Raw genomic sequence first — 16,136 nt, forward strand, 5'->3', positions numbered from 1 at the left:
GGGCCGCGGTCAGAGGCGCTCGATGATGATCGCCGGTGCCATGCCGCCCGCTGCACACATGGTGACCAGTCCGCGGCGGAGGTCTCTCCGTTCGAGCTCGTCGAGCATGGTGCCGACAAGGATGGCCCCTGTAGCACCGATTGGGTGGCCAAGCGCCATGGCGCCGCCATTCACATTCACCTTGTCCCGGTCGAGCTTGAGGTCGCGGATGAATTTCTCGGCAACAACGGCGAAGGCCTCGTTGATCTCGAACAGGTCGATATCGTCGAGTGTGAGCCCGGCCTTCGCGAGAACCTTCCAGGTCGCGGGCACCGGTGCATTCAGCATCAGCGTAGGACAATCGCCCACATTGGCCACTGCAACAACGCGTCCGCGCGGCTTAAGCCCGTGGGCGGCAGCATAGGACGGCGACGCCAGCAGCAGGGCCGCGGCGCCGTCGACCACGCCCGAAGAGTTGCCCGCGTGATGCACGAACTGGATGTCCAGATCAGTGTACCGGTCGTTGATAAGCTGTCGGAAGGTCTTACCGGTCGCGTCGACGGCCACGTCAGCGAGCGCCTCGAATGCCGGCTTCAGCAGGGCGAGCCCCTCCAACGTCGTTTGCGGTCGCGGAAACTCCTCGTGGTCAAGGGCAAGCGTACCGTCATCACGATAGACGGGAACCAGGCTTCGAGAAAAATGGCCGCCTTCGATCGCCTTGGCTGCGCGTTGCTGGCTCTCATAGGCCAGTGCGTCGAGATCGCTGCGCGGAATCCTCTCGAGCGTGGCGATCGCGTCGGCACAAACGCCCTGATTCGATTGCGGATAGAGCGCGCGCAGATGCAGGTTGCCGTTGTCGAAGACGTTAGGACCATCGTCGGGGCGCTTGCTGGCGGTGTTTACCGACATCATCTCGGTACCACCGGCAACTACAAGATCCTCGAATCCCGCGCGTATCGAGGCTGCCGCGATAGCGACGGCCGTAATCCCCGACCCGCAGAACCGATCCAGCGTGACTCCGCTGGAGCGGAAGTCATATCCGGCATCGAGCGCGGACATTCGACCGAGATCATTGGCCGTCTTGCCGCGCTGCGTATTGGCACCCCAGATAACGTCGTCGACGTCAGCAGTGTTGATTCCGGTCCGCTCCGCAATTGCTCTGAGCACCGTTGCTCCGAGTCGCTGCGGGTGAATTTCACAAAGGGCGCCCTTGCCCATTTTGCCGGTGCCCCGAGGCGTGCGGCACGCGTCGATGATCATTGCTTCGGTCATTCCGAGAACTCCTCGTTTACAGGTATGTAACAAAACACACGACAACATACTCACTCGTCAATGTGCATTACTCTGCAGGATGTCGCATAGAAAAGCAATACCAGAGTCTGCGAAAGCTTGGCGGCGGGTTACCCTGACATGCCATGCGATGCCGTGCCATCATGAATTGAGGCGTGCGCAGGTCAAGAATCGGTCCGAATATGGCAGAAGATCATGTTGGCGTGCCGACCCAGGATGGTCCAGGTATTTTGGCCATTGACGGATGAACCCTTTCGCCACCGCGCATTGCGCGCCTCCCAAGTGCAGGGAGTTCCGAATCGGCGGCGGGCTTGGAGAAGCCCTGCGCCCACCAGTCTCGACCGTCGAGCACGCGCGGCAGCCAATGACTTCGTTATGCTGCGGTCCCGAACCTGGTGAACACGGGTCCGGGCAACTCGAATCCGTAGAGAACGATGCGCTGCACAAAGGCAAGGGGCCGAGTTATTTCAGAAGATAAAGCGCTGCACAACAGACCAACCAGTTCCGCCGAAATCCTTCGGCCGGTCGGTGTCCTGCCAGCCGCTGCTGCGGGAGGATGCGATGCCACGACGCCCTGTACTCTCGCGACATTCGCAGTCCGTCACGTACCTTCCTCGCTAATCGCGCCGGCAGTTTATCGCGCAGGAACGGTCACACCCGGTCCTGAAACCACTGCTCATCCGGACTATCAGGTCCATCGTTATCTCCCTCACATGCGTCCTCTGGCGTCCAGCGCACGATGCCCAATCATAGTACATACCTTAAAGATTATTCTCTTGACATTGTGGTATGTTACGAGTCTCAATACGCAAAGCGCAGTGCTGCGGTGTCCTCCAGGAACACCATGGGAAACGCGCATGCACCGGCTGCCGCAATGCCCGAACAGAGCGCGTAGAGCGGTGGGAATTGCCGAGCCAAAGAATGCTTGACACGCTATTCGGAGCGCTAGATGACAACAGGATCGATTGCCATCCACGGACATTGTTCGCCGGCGTTCGCGCTCCTTCGCGATACTTTCGTAAGGAATTTGGCGGGTGATCGCGAAAGCGGAGCCAGAATCGCCCTGATCGTGGGCGGGGAAACGGTTACCGATCTATGGATCGGTTGGGCTGATCCCGCGCGCACGCGGCCCTGGACGCAAGACACGACCGTGAAATGGTCGGGGCATAACATCAACGTCAACGCGATCGCGCCGGGCGCTTTCTATTTGGAGATGATGGATGCGATGATCAAGCGCACTGGCGAGTTCGCCGACCGATCCCGCGCAATCCCATGGGCCGCCCGCTGCTATTGGCGGGACCCATCTCTATCGGGCATCCCCACCAAGTGACTTCGTAACCGGTGCCGTTATCAAGGCAGACGACTGCCAGCATCCGCGATGACCCGCGCCGCCATATCCCCAGGAGGATCGTATGACCCAATCGTCGAAGAGCAGAATTGACATCGTGAAGTCCTATTTTCAGGAGATCGACGAAGGCCGCTTTCCGGATCGACTGTTCACGCCCGACTTCGATTTCTACTTCCCGAAGTTTGGCGTCGGACGCGGTCCAGTGGAATTCGGGGAACTTGCCGCAGGAATGGTCGCCAGCGGCAACAAGGTCGGCCATTGCCACGACTCGTTCAGCTTCATCGAAACGGACCGGCATGTCGTTGTCGAGGGCGCAACCCGTGGGACCAGCAGCGAGGGTGTCGCGTGGAAAGGCGGCGATACCCCCGGCGGCAGATTCTGCAGCATTTTCGATTTCGACGAACAGGGCTTGATCGAACGGATGTTCGTCTACCTCGACCCAGACTATGCCAGCGCCGACAAGGCACGCCTCTACTGGAAGCGTGAGAAGCCGAGTTGGTAAGGCATTGCTGAATTCCTCGATCAGCGCCGCCGAAGACCCAGGAGCAGGAAGCGGCTGACTTCCTGAGCGATTTGCGCAGCACGTCGTTCATCTGCAGGAGGCAGCCACGTCGAAAGATAGGTAAAGCTACCCGGCGCGGCCAGCTTTACCGGTTCGAGATCGAAGGGACGCAGGCTGCCGTCTGCGATCCCTCGGCGTGCAAGCTCAAACGATCGTGCGGCCAGACGCTCGTTTCGCTTCGCAAGCTTCAGCCGCATCTTCGCCGGGACGGTTCCAAGGCCCGTCGTAAGCCATAGCGGATAGATATCCGTGAGCTGCGCCTCGACGTCGAGCTCGATCGCCGTCATTGTCGCTTCAAGGCCTGTCTCGCAGGCCTCGGCCGCATCCATGACGCGCTCGTAAATGTCGAATGCGCGCGCGTAACAAAATGCGACAAACTCCGGCTTGCTCTCGAAATGATGGTAAAGCGCCCCCTTCGTCACGCCCATTTCCAATGCGATTTCGTCAAAGGACACGCCCGCAATGCCGCGACGGTTGAACAGCCTGGACCCCGTCCGAGCGAACTCCTCCAGACGCTGCTCCCGCTCCGTCCGCGGCGTATCGTCCAGGATTTCCGCAATCCGACGATGGGCGGTCGGAAACCGGTTGCCTAGCGGCACCACACCGTTCATGACCATGTCCGGGATCGCCGCAGCCATTCTGCCGGCGAACTCCTTTTCGTCCTTCTTCAACCAGATCCGCGCCAGCGGCCCCCATGACAATACGCCGAAAATCGCCTGACAGACAACGTCCAGATCGCAGTCCCTGATCGAGCCGTCCTGTTGGCCTTCACGCAGCAAGGTCTTCAGGAGTTCGACGTTCTTCGCCCGGTCCTTGCGAACGGTCGCTTGCTGTTTGTCATTGAGTACCGCGATCTCGCTCAAGACAGCCACTGGGTAGTGATCGAGATCGACTGAGACCTTGAGGAACATGCCGAGTCGCTCGGCTCCACTCGCCGGCGTCTGGTAAGCCCGCAACAGGTCATTCTGGGTGAGTGAGCAGGCGCGCCGATAGCACTGGAAAACCAGGTCCTGGCGATCCGTGCAGTAGTTGTACAGCGCCGCGCGCGTCAGGCCCACCCGCTTGGCGATCGAACTCAGGCTCGCGCCAGCCACGCCATCACGGGTGAATTCCAATGTCGCTTCGTCGATAACCGCAATGTGACGCGCCGCACGCGCTTCAGCCATCAGTGAGCGCATCATGACCTCTCATCGGCAACGGAATCGCCAGGCATATGACATCCGGAACGGGAAATTTGCGATGAACGTACTACATCGGGGTCGCTATTGACAACTGCGAATTGGGTCCAAAATGCATACATATGTGACATTGAAATTGACGACTCGGTTTCTAGTGTACCATTGCAGCTTTCACACTGGCTGCTCCGGGCCATATGCTGGCACCGGAGAGATATCATACCGCAACGATTCGTCCCCGAAACGGGCCGCATTGACCAAAACCTTTCGCGAGTGGGTATTCTCAAATCCACTACCGAACAGTTCGCTCGAACACGATCACTTCGAACTGCGCGGGGCGCTGCTGCCTGAGCCTGCGCGGGGACAAGGGCTGGTCCGCATCGCATCCTGGTCAACATCCACTCCGCAGCGCGCCAGTTTACGGTTAGCGGCGCCACGAAGAACTGCAAAACCAACCCAACCAACTCGGCTGCAGCGAGCGTTCCCGGAAGGCATCGACGTGTTTTCGGAGGGCGTTGGCGGTCGCGTGACCACGGCTGCGGTGCATCTGATGGACACGCACGGCCGCATGCTTCATTCAGCGCCGCTGCTGCCCTCTATTCAGATGGCGCGCCAAACCTGCTTCGCCGGGTGGCAGGCATCACGTGGGAGAACGAGGAGGTTCTGTCACAGCGGAAGATCAAGTCCGAGGCATGGATCGTTGATCCTTTCTATCATGAAAGACGCAAAGCCGAGGATGATCTCTGCCGGCTTATTCTCCAGGGCCGGCTGAAGCCGGTCACTCATGTCGTCGAAGGCTTCGAGAACTCTACCGCGCAGGCCGATCCGGCAAGCGCAGGTTCAGTTCGGAACGCTGTAACCAGATAAAAACCAGGCTTGGATAGGCGGAGCGCCTCGTTTATCTCGACGATATCGAAGTCGCCGACACGCAGATGCTGGCGGCTCATCAGTCTTCGATGTGGAGATTTCACGCTGCAACTGCGGCGTGATGCATACAATCGACATTGACCGGGTCACGTTTGGAATGCCGACAAACCGATATAGTCCCACCCGCAGGGACGATGGCGTCGCACACCGTAGCACTGAGCGCGTTCATCTTCGCCAGTCGGTTGAGAGACGTGCCTGCCATGGCCTCGGCAAATGCGATGGTCACAAGCTGATCAATAGCAGCCTCCCGGCGGGTAAGTCGGCGCCCATGGGGACGTCACGTGCGACGCTCCTTGCTCAGTCCACAAAGTCGGTCGCAAACATGTGGCCCCAATAGTCGCCGACAGTGTGATACTCAGATTGCCAGGTTGGCGAAGAGCCCTCCGCACCATACTCGCAGAACCATCCTGATGGGGTACTCATGTAGAACGAGAACATGTTGTCATCGATATGGCGCCCGATATCGTTCAGGATAGGTATTTTCTCTTTCCGGACAATGTCATAGGCAAGACCAACGTCGTTCTGCTGTTCGACTTCGATCATAAGGTGATGAATCCGCTTGGGCGTATTGCCTGCACCAAACGCCACCATATGGTCTCGCCCCCCCTCGGCGGCCATGAATGTCAATTCAAAACGTCTTTCCCCCACCCCGAAGCGCATCTCCACATTGCCGCGCAAATCCATTACGTCGCGGTAAAAGCGGTAAGAGGCCTCTACGTCAACGTCCCGCACGATCATGTGGCCGAGGCCGAGAGCGCCGGTCCTGAATTTGCCATGCATCCCGCGGCCGGGTCGATAGGGCTGGTGCGCATCGACGAGTGGTCCATGAAAAATCTCTACAGGAAGACCGGCGGGGTCCTTTAGTCGCACATAATCGAGCACGCAGCGCTGCTCGGCTTCGGACGCCGTCGCACGTTCGAAAGCGATTCCCAACTCTTCGAGACGATTGATCGACGCCTGTAACTCCTCGGGGCCGGCCACGCGAAAGCCCGCATAAAGAATGTCGTCGGAAGGGTCTTCATGCACGCGGATGCGATAGTGCCAATAGTCGATCCGCAGCCGCGCCCCACCCGGCTCGTCGATCCAGTCAACTCCCAGAACGTTCGTCGCATAATGCCGCCAAGCTGCAAGATCGCTCACACCGATGCCAAGATAACCAAGCTCGGTGACACCATAATCCTTTCTGGCCATCAGCTTCCTCCTCACGTGCGCCATCGTGCACTTACCCAAGGGTTATGGCACGCGGCAGATAAAGATTAGCAGTTCCACTTCTCCGCGCAGCACCGCATCAGATGTCGTAAACCGCTTTGACGAGATTGATGCGACGCGGGTTGCGTTCCATCTGGTCGCTCATGTGATTCATGACGTAACCGACGGCGACGCCGGCAACCGGGTCAGCGTAGCAAAAGGCCCCTCCCCAGCCACCATGGCCGAACGCGGCCGTGTTCGGCCCAAAATCGCCGACGTCATTGGTCAGGAACCCGGCGGACCAACTCCGCCGCATCTGGCGCACTTCGTCGATCCCGTCAAACCGTAACTCCGTAGCTTTAGCAATGACCTCTGGCTTCACAAGTCGGGTGCCGTCAAGACCCGTATCCAGCAGTAGGGCGCACATACTCGCCAGACTTCGTGCGTTGGCGAAACAATTGGCGGCGAAGAACTCCGACGCCTGAAATTCGGGTGTCGCCTGCAGCGGCACGTCTACAACAGGATTGACCAGCGCTCGCTGCGCCTCGCTAGCGACCAGCACGGTCTTCGTCGCATCCAGTTTCCTGGATTCGACAAGCTCTGCCACGCGAGACCGGTCGGCAGGCGGAAGGCCGACGGAAATATCCAGCCCCAGGTTGGCCTTGAGCTCATCGGTCACAAACTTTTTGATCGAGCGGCCCTCGACCCGCCTGAACAGAGCGTCGGCAAGGATGCCGACAACGTTGCTATAGCCTGCTCGCTCACCGGGATTCCAAAACGGCTTCTGAGCCGCGAGCCGACAGGCGGCGGGCTCACCGGAGAAAAGATCCATGAGTGTGGCAGGCGTGTCAAAGCCGGTGATGCCGCTTTGGTGCGCGAGCAGCATGGCGACGGTGACGTCGCCTTTGCCTCCGGCTGCGAACTCCGGCCAATAGGTGCTCACCTTGTCCTCATAGGCAATGAGGCCCCGGTCGACCAGAATCGCGAAGCAAACGCCTGCAACTGCCTTGGAGACGGACCAGACGCAAGCCACCGTATCGGCGCCCCAGGCCTCCTGCCGCGCAGCGTCTTTCCAGCCGCCCCAGAGATTGGCCGCCACCACGCCATCGGCTATTACCGTGTAGCTGGCGCCCACCTCGCCGAGCTCGCGAAAATTCCGAGCGAAGGCCTCGCGCAGGCGCTCATATTTCGGCGCGCAATAACCGTGAAGTACAACGTCACCTGCCAGCATTTCATGCGAAGTCGTCACTGTCACCTCTGTTTGATAGGTAGCGCGTGCATGTGATCCATCTCGTCACTGGCCTCGATTATACGACATCGCCATATTTATTGACAAGTTCGTATGTATCATTTTTTTGTGGACATGCTGAGGGATCCGAATGTTTGCGACGACAGGACGCGATAGACCCTCCGACGCGCATGGTCCTTCACTGAAAACAATCGATATTGCTCGGCGCCTTGCAGGGCGTGGCCTCAACGTTCTCGTTGTCGCCCGGCTCGCCGCAGGGGCTCAAGCACCCGTGACCGGACGTCTTCCTTCAGACGCGGGCGACGACGCCTATCTAAAATCCCTGATAGAGCCCATGGGGCACGCGCCACACCAGGAGACGGGGCTGAAGCGACTGGATAGAGTCAGCTACCCCGCTTCTGGCCTGCGCAATCCGTACAGCAGCAAACTGCTGATTTCGCGAGCCAATATTGTGCTGGGAGGGCGTCGTGCAGGGCCCCCCCACCGCGAAACGTAGGCGAAAGCGCCAACAGAAGCTACCCGCACCGGGGCGATGTCAAATCTCCGCAGGCTGCCGTCCTTGATGCCGCGCTCACTGAGCTTCAGCGTCCGGTCCAGGATCATGTTCATCCTTGACACGAGTTGCTTCCTGAGACGAGGAGGAAAATTTTCGACACCGGTCGTAAACCACAAAGGCTGGATATCAGAGAGTTGAAGCTGCACATGAAGTTCGACGATCGCCCGCGTGTATTCGATTCCGTCGGCGCAGTCGTCTACTGCATCGAGAATTCGTTCCTGGATATCAAAAGTGCGGTGGTAACAGTAAGCGACAAACTCGGGCTTGCTCTTGAAGGCGTGATAGATCACTCCCTTCGTCAGACCGACCGCAGCCGCAACCTCATCGAGCGAAACCCCGTCGATGCCTCGTTGGTTGAAGAGGCGCGATCCGGCCCGCGCGAGCTCTGCAAGCCTCTGCTCACGCGCGGTCGCGGGCGTCGGCATTACGACGTCGGCGAGTCGCTTTCGGACCGCCGGGCGCTCCTCATTATTGGCCGCGATGCCCTCAATGATCATTTGAGGCACCGCCCTGGCCATGCGTTCGGTCAAGGTATCATCCGACACGTTCAACCACAATCGAGAAAGCGGAGCCCAGGTCAAGACGCCGAAAATGGCTTCGGCCACGATATCGACGTTGCACTTACGTATCGAACCGTCCTTGACGCCGGCGGTGAGCAGCGTTTGCAGTTCTGCCACATTTCGCTGTTGCGCGACGATGATCGATTGGTGCTGTTCGGCCGAGAGCAGTCCGAGCTCACTGAAGACAGCCATTGGACGATGGCCAGGGCTGCTCATTAGCTCGACAAAGGTCGCGACCTTCGCGAGTCCCGGGCCATGCGCAACTCCGGCACGCTGGAGGTCCGAGTGAATGAGCGCACATGTCCGCAGATAGCATTGATGGACGAGGTCGTACCGATCCGAGCAATAGTAGTATAGGGCCGCTCGCGTCAGGCCGACGCGCCGCGCGATCAACGTCAGTTCAGCGCTGGAAACGCCGGCCCGCATGAACTCTATGGTCGCCTCGTCGAGAACCGCCCCATGCCGCGCCTCCCGCGCCTCATCGCTCAGTGAGCGCCTCCATGTCCTCCGCGGTGACTCGTCTTCTCCAGACAGTCTTGAAGCCCCGCCCTTCGGCGACGAACCGTTCGTGCAGAGGCGCTGGCTCACGGCCATTTTGATTCCCGCGGCGATTACGTTGCGAGGCTATTTGTCCAAGGGGATCACGCCCCTGAACCGGGGTGCGCGCTTTTCCCGGAATGCAGCGACCCCTTCCACAAAGTCAGGACTGCGCCCAGCCTCACGCTGCACACGCCGCTCGAGCGCGAGCTGGTCGGCAAACCCTTCCTCTAGCGCCGACCATGCGACGCGACGCACCAGGCCCAATGCGTGGGTCGGCCCCGCGGCCAGACGCAGGGCGAAGTCCATCGCCATGTCGAGCGCTTTCCCATCGGACGCCACACGATTGATGATTCCCCACTCAAGCGCCTGGGACGCACTGATTTTCTCCGCAAGCAGCATCGCCTCCATTGCGCGGACGCGCCCCGCAGACTTCGCCAGCAAATAAGCCGAGCCCCCATCGGGTACGAGGCCAATGCGGGAAAACGCCTGAAGAAAGTACGCGCTCTGCGCGGCGACAACGAGGTCGCCGGACAAGGCGACTGAGCAGCCTACGCCCGCCGCAGGACCGTTGACGGCGGTCACGAACGGAACTGCGAGATTGCGGATGACCGTCATCAGCGGATTGAATAGTCGCTCCAGTCGCTCGCCGGCGTCGCGCTCGCTCGCGGGCTTGTCGGCGGGGCTGACGTTGAGATTGACACCGGAAGAGAAGCCGCGGCCATTGCCCGTCAGTACGATTACCCGCGCTTCGCGTGCGGCCCGCAGCAACCGTTCGATTAACAGCTCGCACATCGCATCGGAGAAGGCGTTGAGCGCTCCCGGGTCGTTTAGACGAAGGATCGCCACATCGTCCACACATTGATAATTCACGAGACTTTCAGACATTTGCTCTTCCTTTTAGAGTCACGCAAAGGTCCGCCAGGTCCTATGCGCTCGATGATGATTGCCGGTGTCATATCGCCCTCCGCACACATGGGAACCAGGCTGCGGCGCAAGCAACGAGAGTGAGGCAAAGCGCGTCACATGGCGCGTAGCTGGCACGGCGCCCCGCCGCATCATGCGCTCACACACCCCGCTACAATCGCTACACAATCGCCTAAGCCAATAGAGCGGAAACCTTCTGCATAGGCAGTGGCTGTCAAACGGATTTCGTCGCTGTCTTCAAGATAAGACCGCAACTCCCCCGAAGGAAGTTCAACAGGCTGCTTTCCGTTCAGGCTGATCTCCAGAAGACAGCCGGCGCCCCCCGGATGCGCTGATGAGATCGTTCCGCTGCCCAGAAGGTCGCCGGGCATCAGATTGCATCCATTCACCGTATGATGAGCGATCATTTGCGCGACCGTCCAATACATGTCGCTCGCCGGGCCAGCACTGAGTTTGTAGGGTGGGCGCCCCTGCTGCCGCATCCGCTCCGTGGTCAAATAGACCTCCAGTTGGATCGAAAGCGCGTCGCCGCTTCCACCGGTCGTCGTGACAAGATAAGGCAAGAGTTCGGGATCGTCGGCGGCGCGCGCATCGTGCGGCATCAAAAATGGGATCATCGCCTCGGCCGTGACGACCCAGGGCGAAATAGTGGTGTGGAAACTCTTCGACAGGAACGGCCCGAGCGGCTGAAATTCCCAGGCCTGGAGATCGCGCGCCGACCAGTCGTTGACCAGGCAGAATCCCGCAACCCGGCCAAAAGCGTCGTCGACCGAAACGGCGCTGCCTAGATCATTCTCGCCGGCAATCCAGACGCCCAGCTCCAGCTCGTAGTCCAATCGCTGGCTTGGGCCGAAGACGGGCGCAGTTGAATCGGGAGGCTTCCGCTGGCCGCGGGGACGCCGTACAGGATGGCCTGAGACGCGGATCGAGGACGAGCGGCTGTGATAGGCGATCGGCAGGAACTTATAGTTCGCCGGCAAGGGAGAGTTGGGGTTGACCAGCCTGCCGCCGTTTGTAGCGTGATGGATGCCGGCGAAGAAGTCGGTGAAATTGCCGACACGCGCAGGTACGTGCATTCGGCATCCGCCGGCCGGGTAAAGGTGCATTTGCACCTCCGGCTGTCGCTCAGGATCGGTGAGCAGGTCGAACAGCGCGTGACGCAAGGCACGGCGCTGCGCGGCCGGCGCCGCGAACAGAGGGTTGAGTTCAGCGGCGGCCAGCAAAGGAGCGACGTCCGGCGGCAGTCGCCCGTCCTGCGCCAGACCGCGCAGGTCCACGATCTCATCGCCTATCGCACATCCGATCCTCGGCTCCTCTCCCGCGATGCTGTAGACGCCTAGTGGCAGGTTCTGGATTGGGAATTCCCGGTGAGCCCGGGCGCTGTCGACCCACGTCTCCGCGTCCGGGTTGTGCGTCCGATCTGTTGATGTCATGTTCATGGACCCCTGTAGAGCAACCACATTCAGATGATCTTTGCTGTTTCGGCGAACTCTAACCGCGGCTGGCGAGGAAACAGCAAGTGATCCGTGCCGTAGCCGAGATTGCAGAGAAAATTCGCTTCGATTCTTGTTCCGACGAAGAACGTTTGTGTTACGCCAACTGCGTCGAATCCCGACATCGGCCCTACATCAAGACCCAGCGCGCGTGCGGCCAGCATCAAATAGGCACCCTGGAGCGATCCGTTGCGAAAGGCGTGTTCACCATTTGCTGCGGATGCACCCTCATTAGATGTGACAACACCACTCCGACGATCCGCTCGTCGAATGAGCGCCTCTCAATCCGAGCCCTCGCGCGAATTGGCAGCGCTCGATCAGCGGAAGCGGTACGCCTTGGTCCGATGATATATACCTATTTGTCACTTCATTCGTCAATCTCGCATGCTCCCATGGAACAACGGGTGCACCCTTCAACAACATCGCTCAGGTGCGCTCAAAGATCGCCGCGATGCCCTGCCCACCGCCGATGCACATCGTCTCAAGTGCATAGCGGCCCTTGCGCCGCTGCAGCTCGTTCAGCATCGTTGCCAGGATGCGTCCACCGGTCGCGCCGATCGGATGGCCGAGCGAGATTCCCGAGCCGTTGACGTTAAGTCTGTCGGGGTCGTGCCAGACCCACGCTTTCAACACCGCTAGCACCTGAGCGGCGAAGGCTTCGTTCAGCTCAACGAGATCCATGTCGTCAAGCGACAGGCCCGTTTTGCGAAATAGCCTTTCCGTCGCCGGCACGGGGCCGATACCCATGCGAGACGGTTCACAACCCGCCACCGCCCAGCTAACAAACCACGCCATGGGGTCGAGTTTCAATTCGCCGAGCAGATCCTCTGCGACGACGATGCAAGCGGATGCGGCGTCGTTCTGCTGGCTGGAATTGCCTGCCGTGCAGACACCCCCCTCATGGACCACACGCAACCTGGCCAGCCCTTCCATACTCGTGTCGGCGCGAATGCCTTCGTCCCGATCGAAGATAACGGGTTCGCCCTTGCGCTGCGGCACTGGCACTGGAACCAGCTCGTTGGAGAACCTCTCCTCTGTCCAAGCCTCCGCGGCCCGACGGTGGCTGCGCATCGCATATTCGTCCGCCGCTTCGCGGCTGATCCCAAACTCCTTCGCGAGATTGTCAGCGGTCTCCATCATGCTGCGGACCACCCCAAAGCGCCATTCGGGTTGCGACCGGACGCGGCCACGTTCCAGCCGGTCGTACAGCGTGACGCTGCCGGCGCGAGAACCCCAACGCTGCGTGGTCGAATAGAACTCGCAATTGCTCATCGATTCAGCGCCGCCCGCGATCACGACATCGGCCGCGCCGGTTTGCACCATCATCGCAGCTGTCGTTATGGCCATGAGGCCGCTGCCGCAGCGCCGTTCCGTTTCCATACCGGCGACGCTGATCGGTAAGCCGGCGTTGAGCGCGCACCAGCGCCCGAGCGCCGGCGCCTCGCCGCTGCCATAGGCGTGGCCGAATATGACGTCGTCGATGCGTCCGGGGTCGATGCCTGTCCGCTCTACCAGCGCCTTGAGCACAATCGTGCCTAGATCCTCCATCTTCAGCGGAGTCAAGGCACCCCCGAATGCGCCTACGGCTGTTCTTAGGGGAGATACGATGGCTGCACGTCTCAAAGGAAAGTCTCCTGCTCAGTGATATCAACCGAAGGTCGCGCGAAGCGCACGCCACTCCTCTTCCAATTCCGCGCGAAACCGGGGCGACGCAACTGCGATCAGCGCCTGCGCGCGCTCATCGATCCCCTTATCGCGCAACTCGGCCACGCCATGTTCGGTGACGACCGTATCGATGTCCGAGCGTGCCACGCTGACGCTGGGTCGGGCGAGGCGCGCAACGATGCGCGACACCATTCCCCGCTCCGCCGTTGCCGGGAGCGCGATGATTGATCGTCCTCCAGGCGAGAAGGTCGCTGCACGCATGAAGTCCGGCCCCCCGCCAACACCGCCAGACAAGGCGCTCCCTTGCCACTCGACGTTCACCTGGCCGAACAGGTCCACTTCCAAAGCCGAGTTAATGCTATGCAATCGTGGTGTGTCGATCAGGGCAGGCAAGCCGTGGGTTTCGAGGGTCGTGGCGAATTCCACAAGATCGGTGTCCCGCAGCCAGTTATAGAAATCCACTGAGCCGTAAGCGATGCCGGCAAGATGGGCTCCGCCATCAGCCAGCGCGCCGGCCTCGGCCAGCTCGCGCAAGCCGCCATTCGCCATACCCGACCGCAGAACGAGTCGGCGATGATCGCGCAGAAACGTCCAGACCCTGTCTGGCGCGCTACCGATCCCCGTCTGAATGTGAGCGCCGTCAGGAATCAAAGCTGCAACTGTTCGTGCAATGGCGGCGGCCGTTTCTGTTTCCCTCGCGACCGGCGCCTCGACCAACGGCCCCTCTAGCGTCACCACCAGATCGGCATCAGCGACAGGGAGCATGCGAGCGCGCGACAGAATGGGCATTGCCGGATTGATGAGCAGCACCTTGAGCATCGCGTTCGGCCACACCAGCGGCGTGAAATCGCTTGCGACGCCAAGCGAGCACAAGCCGTCAGCATTGGGCGGCGCTACGTGTGCGATAGCTACGTCGCAGGCGATCGCCTGAAGATAACGCGCTGCGCCCCAATACGTCCGCGGCAGAAGCGTTACCCGCCCCTGGGCGAAGCTGTCACGCATACAGGCTGGCAGCATGAAGGTTGTGACAGTGCAGTCAGGGGCGAGTCCACCATAGTCCAACGTCTCGTTCATGCCAGGAACCAGGCCACTAACGAAGCGCACGCCCGCGCTTACCTCCGTCTGGTCCCGCAGCGCAGCTGCCAGCGCTCGAGATTCTCCGGTTGCACCGGGAATATAGATGGTCCGGCCAGGCTGGAACGCCGACAAGAGGACGTCAAGATGGCATGTCATAGCTTATGTTCCGTACACCTGCCAATTCGACTAGCCAGCGACAACATGATGGCGCTGACCGCGTCGTTGGACATTGCGGCTGGGCCAGTACTACACCCCGACATTGCGGATGACGCACTCATGCGGTAGCGGCGTTGGTTCATTGCGGCAACCGTCAGCCTCTCTGGTTGAAGCGGCGCCCGACAAGGGCGGAGGCAATATTGGTCTTCTGGACGTCGATGGTGCCGCCAGCGATACCCCAGGCATAGCTGTCGCGCACGCGCTGCTCCATGCGGTATTCCTGGGAATAACCATAGCCGCCCATAATCTGCAGACCTTTCGACGCGACCTCGACAACCATCTCGTTGGAGAAGCATTTGGCGAGCGAGGAATCGAGAATCGAAGGCAAGCCCCGGGCTGCATTGACCGCCGCGCGATAGATGAGCAGGCGCGCCGCCTCAACCTTCATCGCCATTTCGGCAAGCTTCATCTGGATCGCCTGAAAGTCCACGATGGGCTTGCCAAATTGTTGGCGCTCCTGCGCGTAGGCCGTGGCCTCTTCGAGCGCAGCGGCGGCGATGCCGAGGCCCATGGTGGCGTTGCCGCAGCGTTCCAGGCTGAACGCGTTCATCAATTTGCTGAAGCCGCCCTTGGGGACGATGACGTTGTCTTGCGGCACGCGCACCTCGTCGAGGTAGATGTCGGCGGAGGGAATGCCACGGAAGCCCATGAGCCGTTCCGGACGGCCAAAGCTGATCCCCTTGCGTTCCTTCTCGACCAGAATCGCTCCGATACCCTTCGCGCCCGGCTCGTTGTCGAAACGGGAGTAGACAATATAGAGATCCGAGTGACCGCCGCCCGAGCACCAGCGTTTCTGACCGGTGATGACGATCTCGTCGCCCTCAATACGTGCCGCGGTTTTGAGGTCGGTAAGCGCCGTGCCTGCCGATGGCTCCGACATGGAGACCGCGACGATCGCTTCGCCATTAACGACCTGAGGGATAATACGAACCTTGAGGCTGTCGGATGCGAAATGCTCGATCGTGCGCACGGGGCCGGTCGCACTCTCAAAGATCGGCCACGCGACGGCCGGGGAGATCATCGCGAACTGCTCCAGAATCAGCAACGCTTCCAGATGACCGAGCCCAAGTCCGCCGTAGATTTCCGGCAGGTTGACGCCGAGAAATCCCATCTCGGCATAGCGTTTGCGCATCGATTCGGGGAGGGGCATCCCCTTTTCCTCCATCTCCCGCGACAAATCCATCAGTTCCGCGCGCGCGAACTTGCGCGCCGATTCCTGCAGCTCTTTCTGTTCGTCGTTAAGCTGAAAATCCACGGGTCGATTCCTTACTCTCTTAGCGTTTCAAGTTAGATCGCCACGTCGTCCCTACGACTTGACGTGCTGTCAACCCCGCTTTCGGCCTGGGGATCGACATGGAGAACCGGCAGTTGCCGAATGCCGTCCTCA

General features: G+C 60.4%; 13 protein-coding genes. 2 read left to right on the forward strand and 11 right to left on the reverse strand.

Annotation, left to right across the window (positions count from 1 at the left end; translation table 11 throughout):
* Positions 1 to 9: 9 nt before the first annotated feature.
* The gene (locus tag P3T23_RS29705; RefSeq protein WP_429319660.1) at positions 10 to 1,251 is read right to left on the reverse strand and encodes an acetyl-CoA C-acetyltransferase; all 1,242 of its coding nucleotides are present in this window, start codon (positions 1,249 to 1,251) and stop codon (positions 10 to 12) included.
* A gap of 967 nt (positions 1,252 to 2,218) precedes the next feature.
* Between P3T23_RS29705 and P3T23_RS29710 the strand changes: the two genes are divergently transcribed.
* On the forward strand, positions 2,219 to 2,599 hold the full coding sequence (locus tag P3T23_RS29710) for a hypothetical protein (RefSeq protein ID WP_429319661.1): 381 nt from the start codon (positions 2,219 to 2,221) through the stop codon (positions 2,597 to 2,599).
* A gap of 82 nt (positions 2,600 to 2,681) precedes the next feature.
* Positions 2,682 to 3,119, forward strand: coding sequence for a nuclear transport factor 2 family protein (locus P3T23_RS29715; RefSeq protein WP_429319662.1), 438 nt, complete (start codon positions 2,682 to 2,684; stop codon positions 3,117 to 3,119).
* Positions 3,120 to 3,139: 20 nt separating this feature from the next.
* Here the strand turns inward: P3T23_RS29715 and P3T23_RS29720 are convergent, their stop codons facing one another.
* From P3T23_RS29720 to P3T23_RS29765, 10 genes are all read right to left on the reverse strand, one after another.
* Positions 3,140 to 4,360 carry a TetR/AcrR family transcriptional regulator gene (locus P3T23_RS29720; protein ID WP_429319663.1) on the reverse strand — a complete coding sequence of 407 codons (1,221 nt, stop codon included), beginning with the start codon at positions 4,358 to 4,360 and terminating at the stop codon, positions 3,140 to 3,142.
* 1,218 nt (positions 4,361 to 5,578) lie between these two features.
* A complete protein-coding gene (locus P3T23_RS29725; protein WP_429319664.1) occupies positions 5,579 to 6,472 on the reverse strand; it encodes a VOC family protein in 894 nt (297 codons plus the stop codon).
* Positions 6,473 to 6,569: 97 nt separating this feature from the next.
* Entirely contained in the window at positions 6,570 to 7,718 is a 1,149-nt protein-coding gene (locus tag P3T23_RS29730; RefSeq protein ID WP_429319665.1) for a serine hydrolase domain-containing protein, read from the reverse strand.
* Positions 7,719 to 8,105: 387 nt separating this feature from the next.
* Positions 8,106 to 9,428: a TetR/AcrR family transcriptional regulator gene (locus P3T23_RS29735; protein WP_429319666.1), complete on the reverse strand. Its 1,323-nt coding sequence runs from the start codon at positions 9,426 to 9,428 to the stop codon at positions 8,106 to 8,108.
* A 30-nt stretch (positions 9,429 to 9,458) separates the two neighbouring features.
* The gene (locus P3T23_RS29740) at positions 9,459 to 10,259 is read right to left on the reverse strand and encodes an enoyl-CoA hydratase-related protein (RefSeq protein ID WP_429319667.1); all 801 of its coding nucleotides are present in this window, start codon (positions 10,257 to 10,259) and stop codon (positions 9,459 to 9,461) included.
* A gap of 170 nt (positions 10,260 to 10,429) precedes the next feature.
* The gene (gene fahA / locus P3T23_RS29745) at positions 10,430 to 11,731 is read right to left on the reverse strand and encodes a fumarylacetoacetase (RefSeq protein ID WP_429319668.1); all 1,302 of its coding nucleotides are present in this window, start codon (positions 11,729 to 11,731) and stop codon (positions 10,430 to 10,432) included.
* A 29-nt stretch (positions 11,732 to 11,760) separates the two neighbouring features.
* Entirely contained in the window at positions 11,761 to 11,955 is a 195-nt protein-coding gene (locus tag P3T23_RS29750; protein ID WP_429319669.1) for a hypothetical protein, read from the reverse strand.
* Between the two features lie 262 nt (positions 11,956 to 12,217).
* Complete coding sequence (locus tag P3T23_RS29755; RefSeq protein ID WP_429319670.1) at positions 12,218 to 13,414, reverse strand: acetyl-CoA C-acetyltransferase; 1,197 nt, start codon at positions 13,412 to 13,414, stop codon at positions 12,218 to 12,220.
* A 24-nt stretch (positions 13,415 to 13,438) separates the two neighbouring features.
* Positions 13,439 to 14,689, reverse strand: a complete 1,251-nt coding sequence (locus P3T23_RS29760; protein WP_429319671.1) for an acetyl-CoA hydrolase/transferase C-terminal domain-containing protein — start codon at positions 14,687 to 14,689, stop codon at positions 13,439 to 13,441.
* A 154-nt stretch (positions 14,690 to 14,843) separates the two neighbouring features.
* Positions 14,844 to 16,004, reverse strand: a complete 1,161-nt coding sequence (locus P3T23_RS29765) for an acyl-CoA dehydrogenase family protein (RefSeq protein ID WP_429319672.1) — start codon at positions 16,002 to 16,004, stop codon at positions 14,844 to 14,846.
* Between the last annotated feature and the right edge of the window lie 132 nt (positions 16,005 to 16,136).

It is taken from the genome of Paraburkholderia sp. GAS448 (genome assembly GCF_050435685.1).
Taxonomy (GTDB): Bacteria; Pseudomonadota; Gammaproteobacteria; order Burkholderiales; family Burkholderiaceae; genus Paraburkholderia.

What these genes read in the sequence shown, in the direction of transcription:
- P3T23_RS29760 (WP_429319671.1), bottom strand. Translation starts at nt 14,689, where the DNA reads ATGACATGCCATCTTGACGTCCTCTTGTCGGCGTTCCAGCCTGGCCGG.
- fahA (WP_429319668.1), bottom strand. Translation starts at nt 11,731, where the DNA reads ATGACATCAACAGATCGGACGCACAACCCGGACGCGGAGACGTGGGTC.
- P3T23_RS29735 (WP_429319666.1), bottom strand. Translation starts at nt 9,428, where the DNA reads ATGGCCGTGAGCCAGCGCCTCTGCACGAACGGTTCGTCGCCGAAGGGC.
- P3T23_RS29715 (WP_429319662.1), top strand. Translation starts at nt 2,682, where the DNA reads ATGACCCAATCGTCGAAGAGCAGAATTGACATCGTGAAGTCCTATTTT.
- P3T23_RS29750 (WP_429319669.1), bottom strand. Translation starts at nt 11,955, where the DNA reads ATGCTGGCCGCACGCGCGCTGGGTCTTGATGTAGGGCCGATGTCGGGA.
- P3T23_RS29720 (WP_429319663.1), bottom strand. Translation starts at nt 4,360, where the DNA reads ATGATGCGCTCACTGATGGCTGAAGCGCGTGCGGCGCGTCACATTGCG.
- P3T23_RS29710 (WP_429319661.1), top strand. Translation starts at nt 2,219, where the DNA reads ATGACAACAGGATCGATTGCCATCCACGGACATTGTTCGCCGGCGTTC.
- P3T23_RS29740 (WP_429319667.1), bottom strand. Translation starts at nt 10,259, where the DNA reads ATGTCTGAAAGTCTCGTGAATTATCAATGTGTGGACGATGTGGCGATC.
- P3T23_RS29725 (WP_429319664.1), bottom strand. Translation starts at nt 6,472, where the DNA reads ATGGCCAGAAAGGATTATGGTGTCACCGAGCTTGGTTATCTTGGCATC.
- P3T23_RS29705 (WP_429319660.1), bottom strand. Translation starts at nt 1,251, where the DNA reads ATGACCGAAGCAATGATCATCGACGCGTGCCGCACGCCTCGGGGCACC.